Genomic DNA, 15521 nt, shown 5'->3' on the forward strand with positions numbered 1-15521 from the left:
GCTCGCCTCTGAATCCGCGCACTCTGATCACGCCTCGTCAGACAACCCGCTTCGTCGAATGCGGACCTACGGAGGGTCCGCTGATGATCTTCCTCCACGGCTGGCCGAGCATCGGTTTGATGTGGCGCGCCCAGATGGAGGCCTTCGCCGCCGAGGGATGGCACTGTGTTGCCCCTGACCTGCGCGGCTACGGCGGTTCTTTCGCACCCGCAGCCAACGACGCTTACACAATCAAGCAAGTCGCTTTGGACATGGCGGAACTCCATGACCATCTGGGCGGCAGGCCGGCGATCTGGGTTGGCCACGACTGGGGCAGCGTCGTGGCCGGCGCGTTGGTCGCCCATGAGCCCAATCGCAGTCGTGGCGTCGTGCTGACCTCACTTGCCTATCAACCGGGCGGCCACGCCCTGCACACGATCGTTCCATTGGTCGACAGGACAATTTACCCCGCCGACCAATATCCGGATGGCCAATGGGATTACCACCGCTACTACACGACTCATTTCGACGTCGCGATCGCCGACCTCGATGCCGACAAACGGGCATCGCTGGCATCGATCTTTCGCTCAGGCAGCCCAGAAGGCATCGGCAAGGTTTCGCCGAACGCGATGGTCACCCGAAACGGTGGCCGTTTCGGTGCTGCTCGCAGGGCTCCGCCGGCCCAACCCGATCCCGCTTTGTGGCCCGCCGCGGATTTCGAGGTCTTGGTGAGTGCGTTCAAGACTCACGGCTTCCGCCCCGCCTGCGCCCGGTACATGAACGATGACGCCAACATAGCTTACGCTCGCGAGGCCCCCGATGGCGGCCGCCTGTCGCAGCCGGTCCTGTTCATCAACGGTGACTTCGATCAGATCTGCACCATCAACGGAAATCACCAGGGCGATCCGATGCGCCGCGCTTGCCCAGACCTCACCGTGACGAGCGTGGCCGGCGGCCATTGGCTGCCACTGGAGCGCAAGACTGAACTCGTCGAGATCATCAGTACATGGCTTCATAACGAAAACCTTTGATGGCGAGGGGACGAGCATGAGAACGGATTTGAAAGGCATGAGCAGCAAAGTGCATAACACGCTCGTCGATGCGCCAAAGCAGTCCGTTACCAAAGGCCCCGCCTTTCAAACCGGCAGGGCGCAAGAGCATTTACCGAGGCAAGGCGCGAAAATGTGACCTGATATCCGCGACCAGCTCGCCGGGCTTTTCCATCGCCGCGAAATGGCCGCCCGCTGCATGCTCGCTCCAGCGGACAACGTTGTAGACCCGTTCAACCCAAGAGCGAGGCGGCTGCGGCAGTTCCTTGGCAAAGTGCGAGATGGCGACAGGGGGAAGAATCCGCTGTCCTTTTTCGAATGACAGCGGATGCGCACGGCTCTCCTTGTAGAGCCTGAATGAGGCGTCGAGCGAGCCGCTGAACCAATAGAGGCTGATTTCGGTCAGCAGAGTATCCATGCTGAAGACGTCGAGGACATTGCCATCGCAATCGCTCCACGACCGGAATTTCTCAACGATCCAGGCAGCCAATCCGACGGGTGAATCGGACAATCCATAGGCCAGCGTCTGCGGCTTGGTGCCTTGGACATGTGCATAGGCGCCCTCTTTGTCCGCCCATTCCGCTGCAACTTTCTTAAACTCCGCTTCCTGAGGGGTAAGAGGCGGCAGACCATCGCCGATGGGTGGGCGGAAGCTGCCAGGAATGTAGTTCAGGTGAATGCCGACCACGTCCTTTGGAAACCGGAAGGCAAGCCAGCTGGAAACCGCCGCGCCGATATCGCCGCCCTGCGCACCGAAATTTGTGTACCCTAATCCAAGCATGAGCTTACGCCAGAGACCTGCGATCTCAAATGGGCCGATGCCCGCTTTGGCTGGCGCCGACGAAAAGGCGTAGCCGGGAAGTGCAGGAACAATGAGGTCGAATGTATCCTCGGGATCGCCGCCATGTGCGCCAGGATCCGTCAATAACGGGATGACGCGCTCCATCTCCAGGAAAGACCCCGGCCAGCCATGTGTCATGATCAGTGGGGTTGGTGACGGTCCCCGGCCTTTGACATGGATGTAGTGGATTTTGAAACCATCGATCTCGGCAACGAAGTGCGGTAACAGGTTCAGGCGAGTTTCTTGAGCCCGCCAATCGAATTCGCACTGCCAATAGTCGATAAGCTCACGCATGAACCGCAGGCTGCTTCCGTCATCCCAACCCTCTGGGTCGATGGCGGCAGGCCATTTGGTTTGAGTGACACGACGCCGCAAATCGTCAAGGGCATCATCGCCAATATCGATTTGAAACTCTATGGTTTGCATTCGGGCCTCCAAAATGCCGTCAGGCAATTAGGTTTGCAGTGGAAAGGATATGGGCCCCGGAATAGTCACAGACAACTTTTTAAGGTCTTGGAGCAATCTCCTTTTTGACCTGACACTCGAAGCTGATGAAGAAGGCGCGACCTGCAAGGATCCGTTGCGCATACGCTGGGGCGGCTGATCGGTCGTCCGACCACACCGATGCAGAGACTCGTCACGACGGCTTTACGCGGCCAACGACATCGGGACGTTGCTCGGTCACCTTGATTGGCCTCGGACCGATTGATCCACAAGTTGCCAAGGTGATCGAATCGGCCGCCGAGTCACCACGAGTTTCAGGCCTCTGATCCAGTTGGTCCGCATCCCCAGCTGGAGAGACCCTTTGAAAGCGACGATAAAGCAGCCTTCGCGGAGAAGGCAAGCCAATCCCGGGTCAGTTTTCAGCGCAAATCGACAGCGGCGGCTCGACAAGCATCGCGGCCTGCCGAAAACCTTCTCTTCCGCAGCCTCTGTTGCCAATATTTCAATTCAACCTATATAAGGTCCATCGACCATTGCTTGCGACGTCGTCGAGGAGCCTCTGCGCCCTCGCCGGATTTCCTCTCAAATAATCGATCTAATCCCGCAAGGTATCGCGGGGCAAACAACGATTGCTATGAAAGGAAATCGTTATGAACACTGGTACAGTTAAGTGGTTTAACTCCACCAAGGGCTTCGGCTTCATTCAGCCTGATGATGGCAGCACGGACGTTTTCGTCCATATCTCCGCGGTAGAGCGCGCCGGCATGCGTTCGCTCAACGATGGTCAGAAGATCACTTACGACATCGTGCAGGATCGCAGATCCGGCAAGAGCTCGGCTGACAATCTTCGGGCCGTATAATTTGTCACGGCTTCGCGCGACCACGGATGTACTGGCGCGCTGAAACCATGACCGAGGAAGGTCGGGATACGTCCCGGCCTTTTGTTTTTCATTTCGAAACGGAGAACGACATGGCAAATGGTCGTTACCGGCCGGGCGACAGCATCGTCCTGAAGCCTGGAATTTTCGGAAACGCCCAGCCGGCTGGGCGCATCGTGTCTGTGCTGCCTGTGTCACAGGGCGTTGTCCATTATCGCGTCCGCTTCCAAAATGAGAGTTTCGAGCGGAGCGTCCGTCAGGACGATATCGATGCCGCGGCGTCACCATCGTCGCTTTCACCGGTGCAAGCCGAGATATCGCAAACATCGAAATCGAGCTGGATCAACTCGAATTCAATCCGCACCAAGAAATAAACCCAGCGCGAGCTGAGAAGGAGAAGTTTTGCAGGTTCTGGTAAGAGACAACAACGTCGATCAGGCGCTCCGCGTTCTGAAAAAGAAATTGCAGCGCGAAGGCGTATTTCGGGAAATGAAGGCACGCAGCGCCTATGAAAAGCCGTCCGAAAAGCGCGCTCGCGAAAAGGGCGAGGCGGTCCGCCGCGCGCGGAAGCTTGCCCGTAAGCAGGCACAGCGCGAAGGCTTGCTGCCGGCGCCGAAGAAGAAAGTCATGGCGCGAGCTCGCTGACGTCCAGCGTCCTTTGGAACGCACCTGCTGAAATGGAGGAAGCATGACAAAGACGAAAGACACCCTGTTCAAGGCTGAAAAGCTGTCAGCGCAAACCAAGTCCGAACAGACGACGTCGATTGCCAAGGATATCCTGGCCGATGAGGCCTCTGCTCGACAGAAGAAGACGGACAGGCTTCGCGCGCTTCGTTTGGCGCAGGAGCCTGCGCCTGCGCCGAAAGCAAAAAAGAAAGACAGGAAGGGATAGCGGATTGTCTGGCGGTTCTTCGCCAGACAATCGCTCGCTTTCCCGCGGCGGAGCACTCTCTGAGGATTGGGAGGCAATGTCGTCGTCCGGCGACACGAGACCCAACAGTTGGGCCGGCCTCATCAGGTCCAGTCAATCGTCGCGCTCGTACGAACCGCGCGACAACACTTAAGCAATGCCTCCATTTCCTCCAGGCATCATCACCTTTTAGACGGCGCACTTCGCTCGCACTGAGGCTGCGGTCACGAGCGCCCTGCCGGCCTGCTTCGATGTCGACTCCAGGTCCATCGTGCTTTTGTCATCAAAGGCAAGATGCACAGTCATACCTTTCGACATTAGGATTTGGACCCGGTCTTACAAACGCCTCGACAGCCCGAACAGCCATGTTCGATTCCCGGGGATGGACCCATTCCCGGGCTGATGCGCCGGATTTCGCGAAGTCTTCGCTAACCTGCGGCATTGCCTCAACTGTCGCGGTGCAAAATTCTTCTCTCCATCTCTTCAATATTTTCATCATTGCATCGTGCACGGGAACAAAGCAGCGTATTATTCCCTGGTGCAGCAGACCAATAGATTTTTGTATTTCTTCGAACCGTTACTTATTGCCGGAGATGCAGGGCAAAGGGGCTGACACCATAATGGTGACGCGTGCGCAGCAAATTGGCGTCGTTATCGGCCTGGCTTTCGTCACGGTATTGACGACCCTGCGGGCAAGCGATCCTCCGTTGCTAAGGCTCGCCCGCGATTTGACATTCGACCAATATCAGCGCCTGGTGCCCCGGACGTTCGAGAACCAGCCTGTCCGGGTCATCGACATAGACGAGGCGTCGCTGCGGGAGTTCGGTCAATGGCCCTGGCCAAGAAACCGGATTGCCGCGCTTGTCGACAGGCTTTCCGATCTGGGCGCGGCCGCCATCGCTTTCGATATCCTCTTCGCCGAGCCGGACCGTCTGTCGCCGCGCAGCGTCGTTCGCGATGTCATTGGCATCGATCCGTCACTGCTTGGCAAACTGCCGGATAATGATGAGATTTTTTCGCAATCGCTGTCGGGAAGGCCGGTGGTTCTGGGCTTCGGCCTCTCCAACGAGGGAAACTATCTGCCGCCGGTCAAGGCAGGGTTTGCCTATACCGGCGAAACTCCCTTCGGTGCGCCGCCGGCGATCAAGGCCGCGACGCCGTTGCAGCCGCAATTGGAAACCAATGCCGCAGGCCTTGGGCATATCAGCCTCAATCCGGGCGCCTCATCGGCGGTGGTGCGCGCGGTTCCGCTTTTCCTCAGCGACGGCAAGCAGCTTTATCCCAATCTCGCGCTTGAGGCGCTTCGCGTCGCACAGGGAGCCTCCACCTACGTGCTTGACGCTGCGCCGCACACGCCCAATACACTCACCCGGGTCAAGATCGGCAATTTCGTCGTGCCGGTAACGGCAGCGGGCGAACTTTGGCTCTATGTCAGCCGCGATACCGCGGAGCGATATATTTCGGCAAGCAAGATACTCGCGACCGAAGGCGCCTCCGCTGATGAGAGAGCCGCCATCGAAGGCAGTATCGTTTTCGTCGGAACCTCCGCTTCTGGCCTCCAGGATGTCCGCACGACGGCCCTTGACGAGAATGTGCCGGGTGTCTCCATCCACGCGCAGATCGTCGAGCAGATCCTGTCAGGCCGCTTCCTTTCCCGACCGGATTGGGCAGACGGACTGGAAATCCTGTCCATCGCCGTCCTGGGCAGCCTCTTGGTGATCGTCACCACCTTCGTCAATCCGGCCGCGGCCCTCGCCTGCGGCCTGCTGATTACCTTTTTTGCCCTTGTGGCCTCCTGGGTTGCCTTTCTTTATGGGGGGCTTCTCTTCGACCCGCTGGCACCGATCGTCTCGGGATCGATCACGCACTTCGCTGCAACGGCATTCCGCTTTCTCGTGACGGATCGGGAGCGGCGCGACGTGCGGCGGGCTTTCGGCCATTACCTCTCGCCATCGCTGCTCCATCGCATCGAGCATACACCCAATGCACTACGTCTCGGGGGAGATGAACGCGAGCTGACGGTCATGTTCGTCGACGTGCGAAACTTTACCCAGATTAGCGAGGAGATGAGCCCGAGCGCCGTCGTCGCGTTTTTGAACACGCTGCTCGATGCGCTCAGCCACCATGTCATCGCCAATGAAGGCACGCTCGACAAGTTCATCGGAGACTCGATCATGGCCTTCTGGAACGCTCCCGTCGATGTCTCCGATCATGCCGGCAAGGCCGTGCTGGCAGCTCTCGGCATGCGCGAAACACTCGCCCGCCTCAATGGCGACGATGCCTTCGGTTTCGGGGACGCGCGACGGGTCGGAATAGGAATCGGCATCCATAGGGGGCTCGCATGCGTCGGCAATATGGGGGCCGAGACCCGCTTCAATTACACGGCAGTTGGCGATGCCGTCAACATTGCCGCGCGTATCGAATCCGCCTGCAAGGATGTCAATTTCGACATTCTGGTATCCGAGCCGACGGCGGACTTGCTGCCCGATTGCGCTCTTCTCGAAGCGGGAGCGCTGACGCTGAAGGGTAAGAGTATGCGAACCAAGCTCTTTGCGGTGGTCGGCGACGAACGCGTGGCGAGATCCGCCGGATTTGTCGAATTGCAGGCTACGCACAGGCAGCTTGTTAATGCCCTGCGAACTCGGTCAGCGAGCAGCCGCAAACTCATCAGCGCCGCCAAACTTAAGGCGCAAGCCGCGGCAACAGGACTATTGCAGGACTTTTACAGCCACATTTCGCGACGAGGCGGACACTTCGTCGACGAGGCTGCGGAGGACAAGGCAGCCGACATCTAAAGCAGTTCCAGCAAAAGTGTCGAGCGGTTTTGCGTCCGGAACTGCGTAAAAACAAGAAGATAGAGCGTTTTCGCGATTCGAAGAAAAGCGGAAATGCTCAAGCTGATTTGGAAGCCATCCTGCGCAACTCACGGCGCTATCGCTGGTGATGCCCACCACCGTGATCGCTATGGTTGCCTTGATCGCCCTGGCTATCCCGGTCCTCTCCTTGATGATCACCCGATCCGTGATCGCCTCTGCCATGATGGTCGTGATGTTCATGGTGATCGTGATGCTCGCCTTCGTCGCCATCATGCTCGTGCGGTTTGCCTGATTTGTCGGGCGGACTTGGCGGATTCGAGACATCCGGCGTACTGGGAGTTTCGTGTGGTGCGGCAGGCGCCTCGGCGTGCGGCGACCCCTGGGGGCTGGGTGCGCTCGGCGTATCGTGCGGTGCCGGTGCAGGACTATTCGCCGGAGCGCTGCGCGGAGAGATCCCGTTAGGCTGGCCCCTCATCGCCGTCGACAGACCGCATCCACCGCCAGCAAAACCCATTCGTCCTGAAAGTTGCTGATCCCCGGACAGAAAAGGCAGAGCCCGCTGATTGCCCAGCGTTTTGAGAACGTCGCGATTGACCCGGCGAGGTTCGCTGACCTGACCGTTGCGCTTCGCAACGACGCAATCACATTGCTGTTTCAGCTGCCTGCAGCCGCCAGCGCCGCAGAATTGCGCGGCGCCGTTCAACAGCACGACCGCCGTCGTGCCGTTCGCCCCGACATAAAAATCAAACGCGGTTCCGCGCACGCCGATCGTTCCGGCGGGCGTCACGATCTGATAGGCTGAGTGGTTCGAATTTCCGCTCATCCAGCGAAAGCTGCCCTTTGCCGCATTTATGGTCAGCTTTTTCACTGCGCCCGAGTCATCGAACACGAACTTGTCGATGGTAACGGACGATCCGGCCCCGACAGCGAGTCTCGTGCCGTCCCGAAATGTGAACTGTCCGAGACCCGAAATCGAGGTGCGAATTTGCTCGTCCCGATGAACGGGATCATCGACCGCGAGCGGACCACCAGCACCCGTAACTTCGGTTTTAATCAGCACCGCCTGGCCGACCTTCTCGGCGGCTTTCGAAGACAATGGTACGAGCAGCATGGCGCTCAACACAACGGTCACGGCGTGACGCAAACAAAACACCGCACCCTCCCAATATTATTTATATATTATCATAATATTTTTATAAATACAAATTGTAATTTATGATTGCAAATGCGTATACTTTTATACTTGCGAATTAAAATTGGCCAAAAATGTGTATATTCAACTTAATATGTTTTCACATATATTCTGAAAGATACAGTAATTACAATAATATGCCCCGCACCAACTCTTGCGGAAATCTCGAAAAATTAGTGACTATTCAAGATTGTCGAGCTCAAAAATTTGAGGCAGGTTCCTTGAACAACGCGTATGAATATCGGCTGGCAAGAACCCCTCGAAAGGGTTGGCTTTGGTCGCGCGCAATGTAGACTGGCGAACTGTTCCGGATGTTGTCACACAAGTATAGGCCGATACGGAGTTCACATCATGGCGATCAGCGATGCTCGGTGGGAGCAAACATACCCAACACTTTCAGCTCTTCAAATCGGTGCGGCGCGACGCTTCGCGAGCGGTGAGCCGCGCCGTTTCGGCCCAGGCGATGTGCTCTACGAGATTGGCACACGCAACGTCCCTGCCTGGCTAGTTCTGGAAGGCTCGGCCGATGCAATTCAGCGCGGCGCGACTGGGAGATCATCCGTGATCGGCACCTACGGTCCCGGCCAGTTCACCGGCGAGACCAATCAATTGTCTGGTCACGCAACCCTCGCATCGGTCGTCGCGGGCGATAAGGGCGTATTGGCTATACCTTTCGATGCGCCGCATCTGCGTGCACTGGTGATCGGGTCGGCGGATATGGGTGAAGCAATCATGCGCGCCTTCATACTCCGTCGCGTTGCACTGATCGAAGAAGGGCGGATCGGAGGTGCTGGTTCGGTTCTGGTCGGACGCCGGGACGCTCCCGACATCGTGAGATTATCTGGATTTCTCACCCGGAATGGCTATCCCCACGCCCTTATCGCAGCATGCGAGGTCGAGGGGCGCGAGCTGGTCGAACGGCTCGGCATCGCACCGGAAGATCTGCCATTGATGATCTGTCCAAACGGGACGCTGCTCAGAAATCCGAGCGACGCGGATGCGGCGTCTTGTCTCGGCATTATGCCGGATCTCGATCCGAAGAATGTCTATGACGTGGCAGTTGTCGGTGCAGGACCGGCTGGGCTGGCCACCGCCGTCTATGGGGCATCTGAGGGGCTGTCTGTTCTCGTTGTCGATTCGCGGGCCTTCGGCGGTCAGGCGGGTGCATCCGCCCGGATCGAAAATTATCTTGGCTTTCCGACCGGTATCTCAGGACAGGCTCTTGCAGGTCGGGCTTTTAATCAGGCAGCGAAATTCGGCGCCGAGCTTGCGATCCCGCTGACCGTCGGAAAGCTTTGCTGTCATGGAACCGATTCGGCGGCTCCATTCTCCCTTGAACTTAGCAACGGATATACTGCACGGGCGCGTTCCATCGTGATCGCGTCAGGAGCGCGCTACCGTCGGCCCGATATTGCCAATGTCGAAGAACTGGAGGGCGCCGGCGTCTCCTACTGGGCATCCCCGATTGAGGCTCGCCTTTGCGCCGGCGAGGAAATCACTCTGGTCGGCGGCGGAAACTCAGCCGGCCAGGCCGTTGCTTACCTCGCACCGCAGGTAAGCCGCCTGCACCTCGTGGTCCGGCGGCCGCTCGAGCAAACCATGTCCCAATATCTGATCGACCGGATAGCGGCATTGCCCAATGTCGAACTCCATGTGGGTATCGAGATTACGGACTTGCATGGTGATCGAGAGACAGGTCTGACCGGCGCCACTTTCCGTAATGTTCGAACCGGAGAGACCGAGGAATGTGCCTCGCGCCACCTCTTTCTGTTTATCGGCGCCGATCCCTACACCGGCTGGCTCGATGGCTGTGTCGCGACTGATGGAAAGGGCTTCGTTCTCACAGGAGACCACATCAGTGATGGCGAGCGACTGCCGCTGGAGACGAGTTGCCCTGGCATTTTTGCCGTCGGGGACGTGCGCGCTGGCTCCACCAAGCGGGTCGCCGCCGCCGTCGGTGAGGGTGCGGCTGTCATCGCTCAGATCCATTCCTTTCTGGCGCGAAATGTCGGAGGTCAAAATAGCCACTAGCCGACCACCCGTCATCATCGGTTGGCTATTGTCGGCATCCCTACCTTTTCACGCTTGGCTGCATGCCTGGAGCATTTCCGCTTTTCTTCGAATCGCGAAAATGCTCTATCTCCTTGTTTTTACGCAGCTCCGGACGCAAAACCGCTTCGCACTTTTGCTGGAACTGCTCTAGGATCATTTTCTGAGGAGAACACGTAATGGACTCTATTGCCATCTGCCTTTAGACGCGCATGAGGATGCGGCCTGACGCACAACGGATGACACATAAGCAGCTTTCTTATGAGACTTGATGCAATTGATCTTCGGATACTGGATGCGATTCAACGGGATGGTCGCATTACCAAGCTCGCGCTTGCCGAGAAAGTTGGTCTGTCGCCGACGCCGTGCTGGTTACGCCTTCGCAAGCTTGAAAAGGCCGGGATCATCACGGGCTATCACGCCCGTCTGGCGCTGCGTCGTCTCGCGCCGGTCGCAAGCGTGATGGTGGAACTGACACTGGCAAATCATCGGCAGAGCGACTTCGATCGTTTCGAGCGGGCGGTGGCGGCCATTCCCGAAATCGTGGCCTGCTGGGCTGTCGGCGGCGGCATCGATTATATCCTGAAGATCATGGCGGCCAATATCGATGCCTATCAGCGCCTGATCGACAATCTCCTCAATCGCGATCTCGGCATCGAACGCTATTTCACCTACATCGTCACCAAGACCGTGAAGGAGGAGCCGGTGCTTCCCGTCATCGACCTGCTCTCTCCTGACGCGCCAGGCGGTGAATAGAGAGTCTCTCTAGCGAGGCTAGTCACTTTAGATCCTTTCTCTCTTCCAACTGCCGGCAATGGACAATCTCTCGCGGCGTTCCGTGAGAGCATCGGCTATCTGGAAAGAGAGGCCCGACCATGACCGCGCTCCACGCCCGCGCCACCTATCATGAAGCCCTTTCACGGCTGACCGACCGCCATCTGCTGCGAAACCTCTCCTATGTCGCCGGCCGTTGGGTCGCCGGCAAAGCCAATCAAAGCTTCGAGGTCACCGATCCCGCATCGTCTGCGACGCTTGCCTGGGTTACCAGCCTCGACCAGCGAGAAGCCTTCGAGGCTATCGACGCTGCATCTGGCGCCTTTACCGCCTGGCGTTCGCTGCTGCCGCAGCAGCGGTCATCGATCCTGCGCAGGTGGCATGATTTGATGATCGAGGCGCGCGAGGATCTGGCGCTGATCATGACGCTGGAACAAGGTAAGCCCTTGGCCGAATCCCGTGGCGAGATCGATTATGCCGCAGGCTTCATCGAGTGGTATGCTGAGGAATCAAAGCGCATCAATGCGGAGAGCGTGACCAGCCATCTGCCGGATGCCGAAATGATCGTGCGCAGGGAAGCGCTTGGCGTTGTCGGCATCGTCACGCCCTGGAACTTTCCTTCCGCCATGATTACGCGCAAGGCCGCTGCCGCACTTGCCGCCGGCTGCACCGTCGTTGCCCACCCCTCGTCCGAAACACCGCTATCGGCACTGGCGCTTGCCGAACTCGGCGAACGCGCCGGGCTCCCCGCCGGTGTCTTCAACGTCCTGACCGGCGATGCCGCAACCATCGTCGGCGCCTTCTGCGACGATCCGCGGATCAGAGCATTGAGCTTCACCGGCTCGACGGAGATCGGCAAGCTGATCGCCGGCCAGTGTGCGGGAACAATGAAGCGTCTTGTGATGGAACTTGGCGGCCACGCGCCCTTGATCGTCTTCGACGATGCCGACCTCCATCGCGCCGTCGATATCGCCATCAATGCCAAATTCGCGACCTCCGGCCAGGATTGCCTCGCCGCCAACCGCATCTTCGTCCAGCGCCCGATCATGGACGCTTTCGTTGCGGCGTTCGCCAAGCGCATAGAAGCCCTCAAGGTCGGAAATGGACTGGACGGTGCCGTCGATATCGGACCTCTCATGCACGAACGCGCCATTGCGAAGGTCGAGGAACAGGTCGCCGACGCGTTGAAGCATGGCGCACGGCTTGTCACCGGTGGCAAGCGCCATGCGGCCGGCTCTCTCTTCTACCAGCCGACCCTACTCGTCGAGCTCTCGCCGGACGCATTGATCATGCACGAGGAAACCTTCGGTCCGGTCGCAGCCGTCAGCGTCTTCGACAGCGAGGACGAAGTCGTAGCCCGGGCCAACGACACGGAATATGGCCTTGTCGCCTACGTTGTCACGGCCAACGGCGCGCGCCAGATGCGGCTCGGCCGGGCGCTCGAATACGGCATGGTCGCCATCAATCGCGCGAAGATAACCGGCGGCCCGATCCCGTTTGGCGGCTGGAAGCAATCCGGTCTCGGCCGCGAAGGCTCCCGCCACGGCATCGAGGCTTTCACCGAGCTCAAATATCTCTGCGTCGACACGACAGCCTGACGCGCCCGACACGAAAGGAAGGAAGCATAACATGTTGGACAAGCGCAACGAACTGAACGCCTGGGATAGGGATCACCTTTTCCATCCTTCGACGCATATGGGCATGCACGCCCGCGGCGAGACGCCGACCCGCGTGATTGCCGGTGCCGAAGGCGTCTACATCACGGATACCAATGGCAAGAAGAGCCTCGATGCCTTTGCCGGCCTTTACTGCGTCAATGTCGGCTATGGCAGGCAGAAGATCGCCGATGCGATCGCCGAGCAGGCAAAGAACCTCGCCTATTATCACGCCTATGTCGGCCACGGCACGGAAGCCTCGATCACGCTTTCGAAGATGATCATCGATCGCGCGCCGGAAGGCATGAGCCGCGTCTATTTCGGCCTTTCCGGCTCTGATGCCAATGAGACCAACATCAAGCTCATCTGGTATTTCAACAATATTCTCGGCCGGCCGGAAAAGAAGAAGATCATCTCTCGCTGGCGCGGCTATCATGGCTCCGGCGTCATGACAGGTAGCGTCACCGGCCTCGAACTGTTCCACAAGGCCTTCGACCTGCCGCGCGCGCCGATCCTTCATACCGAGGCGCCCTATTTCTTCCGCCGAGCCGACCGTTCGATGAACGAGGAACAGTTCGCGCAGCATTGCGCCGACAAGCTGGAGGAAATGATCCTGGCGGAAGGTCCGGAAACGGTTGCAGCCTTTATCGGCGAACCCATCCTCGGCACTGGCGGCATCGTGCCGCCGCCGAAGACCTATTGGCAGAAGATTCAGGCCGTTCTCGACAAATATGACGTCCTGCTCGTGGCCGACGAGGTCGTCACCGGCTTCGGCCGTCTCGGCACGATGTTCGGTTCCGATCATTACGGCATGAAGCCGGATCTGATCACCATCGCCAAGGGCCTGACGTCTGCCTATGCGCCGCTTTCGGGCAGCATCGTCTCCGACAAAATGTGGCAGGTGCTCGTGCAAGGGTCCGACCAGCTCGGCGCCATCGGCCATGGCTGGACCTATTCCGCCCATCCGATCTGCGCGGCCGCCGGCATCGCCAATCTCGAGCTGGTCGATGAACTCGGCATCGTTGAAAATGCGGGCTCGACCGGCGCCTATTTCCGCTCCGAACTTGCGAAAGCCGTCGGCGGCCACAGGCATGTCGGCGAGGTTCGTGGCGATGGGCTGATGGCTGCCATCGAATTCGTCGAGGACAAGGACGACCGCAAATTCTTCGATCCCGCGCAGAAGATCGGTCCGCAGGTGGCGGCTGCACTGCTCGAGCGCGGCGTCATCGGCCGCGCCATGCCGCAGGGAGATATCCTCGGCTTCGCACCGCCGCTGTGCCTGACGCGCGAGGAAGCCGATATCGTCGTCAAGGCGGCTGCCAGCGCCATCGAAAGCGTGCTTTCGAACCGCTGATCTGGCACCTGACGGGAAAAAATTCACTCCACTTTGCGGATAATCACCCGGCCCGTCGTGAACAATGGGCCGGTCAACCTCATTCGCTCATCGCCATCGAGCATTGGATGGTGTACATGGATCTCAATAATTGTACCGGATCAATCCATGTATCGTCATGATTCCAAAGACCAGGACAATGGCGCCTGGAAGCCCGTCCTCCAGCATCGCAAGGGTGCGACCAAGCACAAGCTGCTCACCGACAAGATTATATCCGACATCGATGACGGTATCCTGCCGGTGCACGCGCAGATGCCAACCCATCGCGATCTCGCCCATGCGCTGGGCATTTCGGTCCAGACCGTGAGCCTGAGCTACAAGGAGGCGGAGCGCCGCGGCTATCTGCGGGGCGAGGTCGGGCGGGGCACCTTCGTGCGCAGCCGCGTCACCGAACGCGCGGACAGCTTCATGCTCGATCGCGATCCGAGCGGCAGCGCCGATCTTTCCATCATCCGTGCTGTTTATACCGAGGCGCATGAGCGATCGGCCCGTGAACTCATGCAGGCGCTTGCCGAAAGCGACAATAGCAGCTTCATGCGGCCCTGCCGTCCGATCGCCGGCCTCGACGCCCATCGCGCGGCAGCACGGGTCTGGCTCGCCGGCTTGTCGGTCACAACCGATCCGGATCGGATCCTCATCACAAATGGCGCCGCTCACGGCCTCTTTCTTGCCGTCGCTTCGGTCGTTCGTCCGGGCGAAGTGGTCCTGACCGAGAACCTGACCGATCACGGCATCATCGGCCTTGCCAACGTCCTAGGCTTCACACTGCGCGGCCTTGCGACCGATCGCGAGGGTATCCTGCCCGACGCCTTCGAGGCGGCCTGCGCCATCGGCGATGTGTCGGCGCTTGTGATCGTTTCCTCGCTCGGCAATCCCACCAGTCACGTAATGGGGGCCGAGCGCCGGCGCGCAATCGCCGACATAGCCCGTCGGCACAATATCTTCGTCATCGAGGATGAGGTCTACAAGCCCATGCTGCGGGATCCCCTTCCCTCAATGGCGGATCTCATACCCGAACTCGGCTTCTTCGTGACCAGCTTCACCAAATCCGTGATGACGGGATTGCGTATCGGCTATCTTGTCGTACCGGCGCATTATTCGATCCGTGCCGCCTCTATCCTGCGCGTGACCGGATGGAGCGCCACCAACGTCGTTGCCGAAATGGCCTCGCGCTGGGTTTTCGATGGGACGGCGCAAGCCCTGCTTGCCGTCCAGCGAAGCGAGGCCGAGGCGCGGCAGGCAATCGTCTCCGATGTGCTGGCGCCATTCGTCGGCGGCAGCCATCCCCTGTCACTTTGCGCGTGGCTTTCTGTTCCCGAGCGCTGGACGGAGGAAGGCCTCGTGCGGGCGCTTGCCCGCAAGGGTGTCGCGGTCACGCCGTCCGATCCGTTTGTCGCGGGTGGAGAGCGACCGGTCGGTGGCATCCGCATCTGCCTCGGCGGCCGTCTGTCTCATTCCGCCCTTCGCTCGGCGTTGGAAACCGTGCGCGGCACCTTCGAGCAATTGCCGCCCGTCTTCGACGTCGGTTCCATCGTCTAGCC

13 protein-coding genes are annotated in these 15521 nt (G+C 59.3%); 11 read left to right on the forward strand and 2 right to left on the reverse strand.

What is annotated here, in order from left to right; all coding sequences use genetic code 11:
* The first annotated feature begins 83 nt into the window (after positions 1–83).
* On the forward strand, positions 84–1010 hold the full coding sequence (locus RTCIAT899_RS30020) for an alpha/beta fold hydrolase (RefSeq protein ID WP_015343604.1): 927 nt from the start codon (positions 84–86) through the stop codon (positions 1008–1010).
* A 130-nt stretch (positions 1011–1140) separates the two neighbouring features.
* On the opposite strand, the gene RTCIAT899_RS30025 is transcribed toward RTCIAT899_RS30020, so the two are convergent.
* Complete coding sequence (locus tag RTCIAT899_RS30025; protein WP_015343605.1) at positions 1141–2295, reverse strand: epoxide hydrolase family protein; 1155 nt, start codon at positions 2293–2295, stop codon at positions 1141–1143.
* A 668-nt stretch (positions 2296–2963) separates the two neighbouring features.
* Between RTCIAT899_RS30025 and RTCIAT899_RS30030 the strand changes: the two genes are divergently transcribed.
* The 5 genes from RTCIAT899_RS30030 to RTCIAT899_RS30050 all read left to right on the forward strand — a co-directional run bounded on the left by RTCIAT899_RS30030 (position 2964) and on the right by RTCIAT899_RS30050 (position 6896).
* A complete protein-coding gene (locus tag RTCIAT899_RS30030; protein WP_015343606.1) occupies positions 2964–3173 on the forward strand; it encodes a cold-shock protein in 210 nt (69 codons plus the stop codon).
* A gap of 110 nt (positions 3174–3283) precedes the next feature.
* Positions 3284–3565 carry a hypothetical protein gene (locus RTCIAT899_RS30035; protein ID WP_015343607.1) on the forward strand — a complete coding sequence of 94 codons (282 nt, stop codon included), beginning with the start codon at positions 3284–3286 and terminating at the stop codon, positions 3563–3565.
* A gap of 28 nt (positions 3566–3593) precedes the next feature.
* Positions 3594–3836 carry a 30S ribosomal protein S21 gene (rpsU, locus tag RTCIAT899_RS30040; protein ID WP_015343608.1) on the forward strand — a complete coding sequence of 81 codons (243 nt, stop codon included), beginning with the start codon at positions 3594–3596 and terminating at the stop codon, positions 3834–3836.
* Between the two features lie 43 nt (positions 3837–3879).
* Positions 3880–4083 (forward strand): hypothetical protein, encoded by a 204-nt coding sequence (locus tag RTCIAT899_RS30045; protein ID WP_015343609.1) that lies wholly within the window; start codon positions 3880–3882, stop codon positions 4081–4083.
* A 638-nt stretch (positions 4084–4721) separates the two neighbouring features.
* On the forward strand, positions 4722–6896 hold the full coding sequence (locus RTCIAT899_RS30050) for a CHASE2 domain-containing protein (RefSeq protein ID WP_246714345.1): 2175 nt from the start codon (positions 4722–4724) through the stop codon (positions 6894–6896).
* A gap of 136 nt (positions 6897–7032) precedes the next feature.
* Here RTCIAT899_RS30050 and RTCIAT899_RS32755 read toward each other — a convergent pair whose 3' ends face one another.
* Entirely contained in the window at positions 7033–8070 is a 1038-nt protein-coding gene (locus RTCIAT899_RS32755) for a FecR family protein (protein WP_015343612.1), read from the reverse strand.
* Between the two features lie 390 nt (positions 8071–8460).
* Between RTCIAT899_RS32755 and RTCIAT899_RS30060 the strand changes: the two genes are divergently transcribed.
* The 5 genes from RTCIAT899_RS30060 to ehuR all read left to right on the forward strand — a co-directional run bounded on the left by RTCIAT899_RS30060 (position 8461) and on the right by ehuR (position 15519).
* On the forward strand, positions 8461–10140 hold the full coding sequence (locus tag RTCIAT899_RS30060) for an FAD-dependent oxidoreductase (protein ID WP_041678262.1): 1680 nt from the start codon (positions 8461–8463) through the stop codon (positions 10138–10140).
* Between the two features lie 279 nt (positions 10141–10419).
* Positions 10420–10914, forward strand: a complete 495-nt coding sequence (locus tag RTCIAT899_RS30065) for an Lrp/AsnC family transcriptional regulator (RefSeq protein WP_015343614.1) — start codon at positions 10420–10422, stop codon at positions 10912–10914.
* A 119-nt stretch (positions 10915–11033) separates the two neighbouring features.
* Positions 11034–12530 (forward strand): NAD-dependent succinate-semialdehyde dehydrogenase, encoded by a 1497-nt coding sequence (locus tag RTCIAT899_RS30070; protein WP_015343615.1) that lies wholly within the window; start codon positions 11034–11036, stop codon positions 12528–12530.
* 31 nt (positions 12531–12561) lie between these two features.
* The gene (locus RTCIAT899_RS30075; protein WP_015343616.1) at positions 12562–13941 is read left to right on the forward strand and encodes an aspartate aminotransferase family protein; all 1380 of its coding nucleotides are present in this window, start codon (positions 12562–12564) and stop codon (positions 13939–13941) included.
* Positions 13942–14088: 147 nt separating this feature from the next.
* Positions 14089–15519: a MocR-like ectoine utilization transcription factor EhuR gene (ehuR, locus tag RTCIAT899_RS30080; protein WP_015343617.1), complete on the forward strand. Its 1431-nt coding sequence runs from the start codon at positions 14089–14091 to the stop codon at positions 15517–15519.
* Positions 15520–15521 lie beyond the last annotated feature (2 nt).

The organism is Rhizobium tropici CIAT 899 (genome assembly GCF_000330885.1).
GTDB classification, from domain to species: domain Bacteria; phylum Pseudomonadota; class Alphaproteobacteria; order Rhizobiales; family Rhizobiaceae; genus Rhizobium; species Rhizobium tropici.

Bases quoted from the DNA above. Each gene is read 5' to 3' on its own strand.
- RTCIAT899_RS30045 (WP_015343609.1), top strand. From the start codon at position 3,880: ATGACAAAGACGAAAGACACCCTGTTCAAGGCTGAAAAGCTGTCAGCG.
- RTCIAT899_RS30070 (WP_015343615.1), top strand. From the start codon at position 11,034: ATGACCGCGCTCCACGCCCGCGCCACCTATCATGAAGCCCTTTCACGG.
- RTCIAT899_RS30060 (WP_041678262.1), top strand. From the start codon at position 8,461: ATGGCGATCAGCGATGCTCGGTGGGAGCAAACATACCCAACACTTTCA.
- RTCIAT899_RS30050 (WP_246714345.1), top strand. From the start codon at position 4,722: ATGGTGACGCGTGCGCAGCAAATTGGCGTCGTTATCGGCCTGGCTTTC.
- RTCIAT899_RS30075 (WP_015343616.1), top strand. From the start codon at position 12,562: ATGTTGGACAAGCGCAACGAACTGAACGCCTGGGATAGGGATCACCTT.
- RTCIAT899_RS30025 (WP_015343605.1), bottom strand. From the start codon at position 2,295: ATGCAAACCATAGAGTTTCAAATCGATATTGGCGATGATGCCCTTGAC.
- RTCIAT899_RS30020 (WP_015343604.1), top strand. From the start codon at position 84: ATGATCTTCCTCCACGGCTGGCCGAGCATCGGTTTGATGTGGCGCGCC.
- RTCIAT899_RS30030 (WP_015343606.1), top strand. From the start codon at position 2,964: ATGAACACTGGTACAGTTAAGTGGTTTAACTCCACCAAGGGCTTCGGC.
- RTCIAT899_RS30035 (WP_015343607.1), top strand. From the start codon at position 3,284: ATGGCAAATGGTCGTTACCGGCCGGGCGACAGCATCGTCCTGAAGCCT.
- RTCIAT899_RS30065 (WP_015343614.1), top strand. From the start codon at position 10,420: ATGAGACTTGATGCAATTGATCTTCGGATACTGGATGCGATTCAACGG.
- ehuR (WP_015343617.1), top strand. From the start codon at position 14,089: ATGTATCGTCATGATTCCAAAGACCAGGACAATGGCGCCTGGAAGCCC.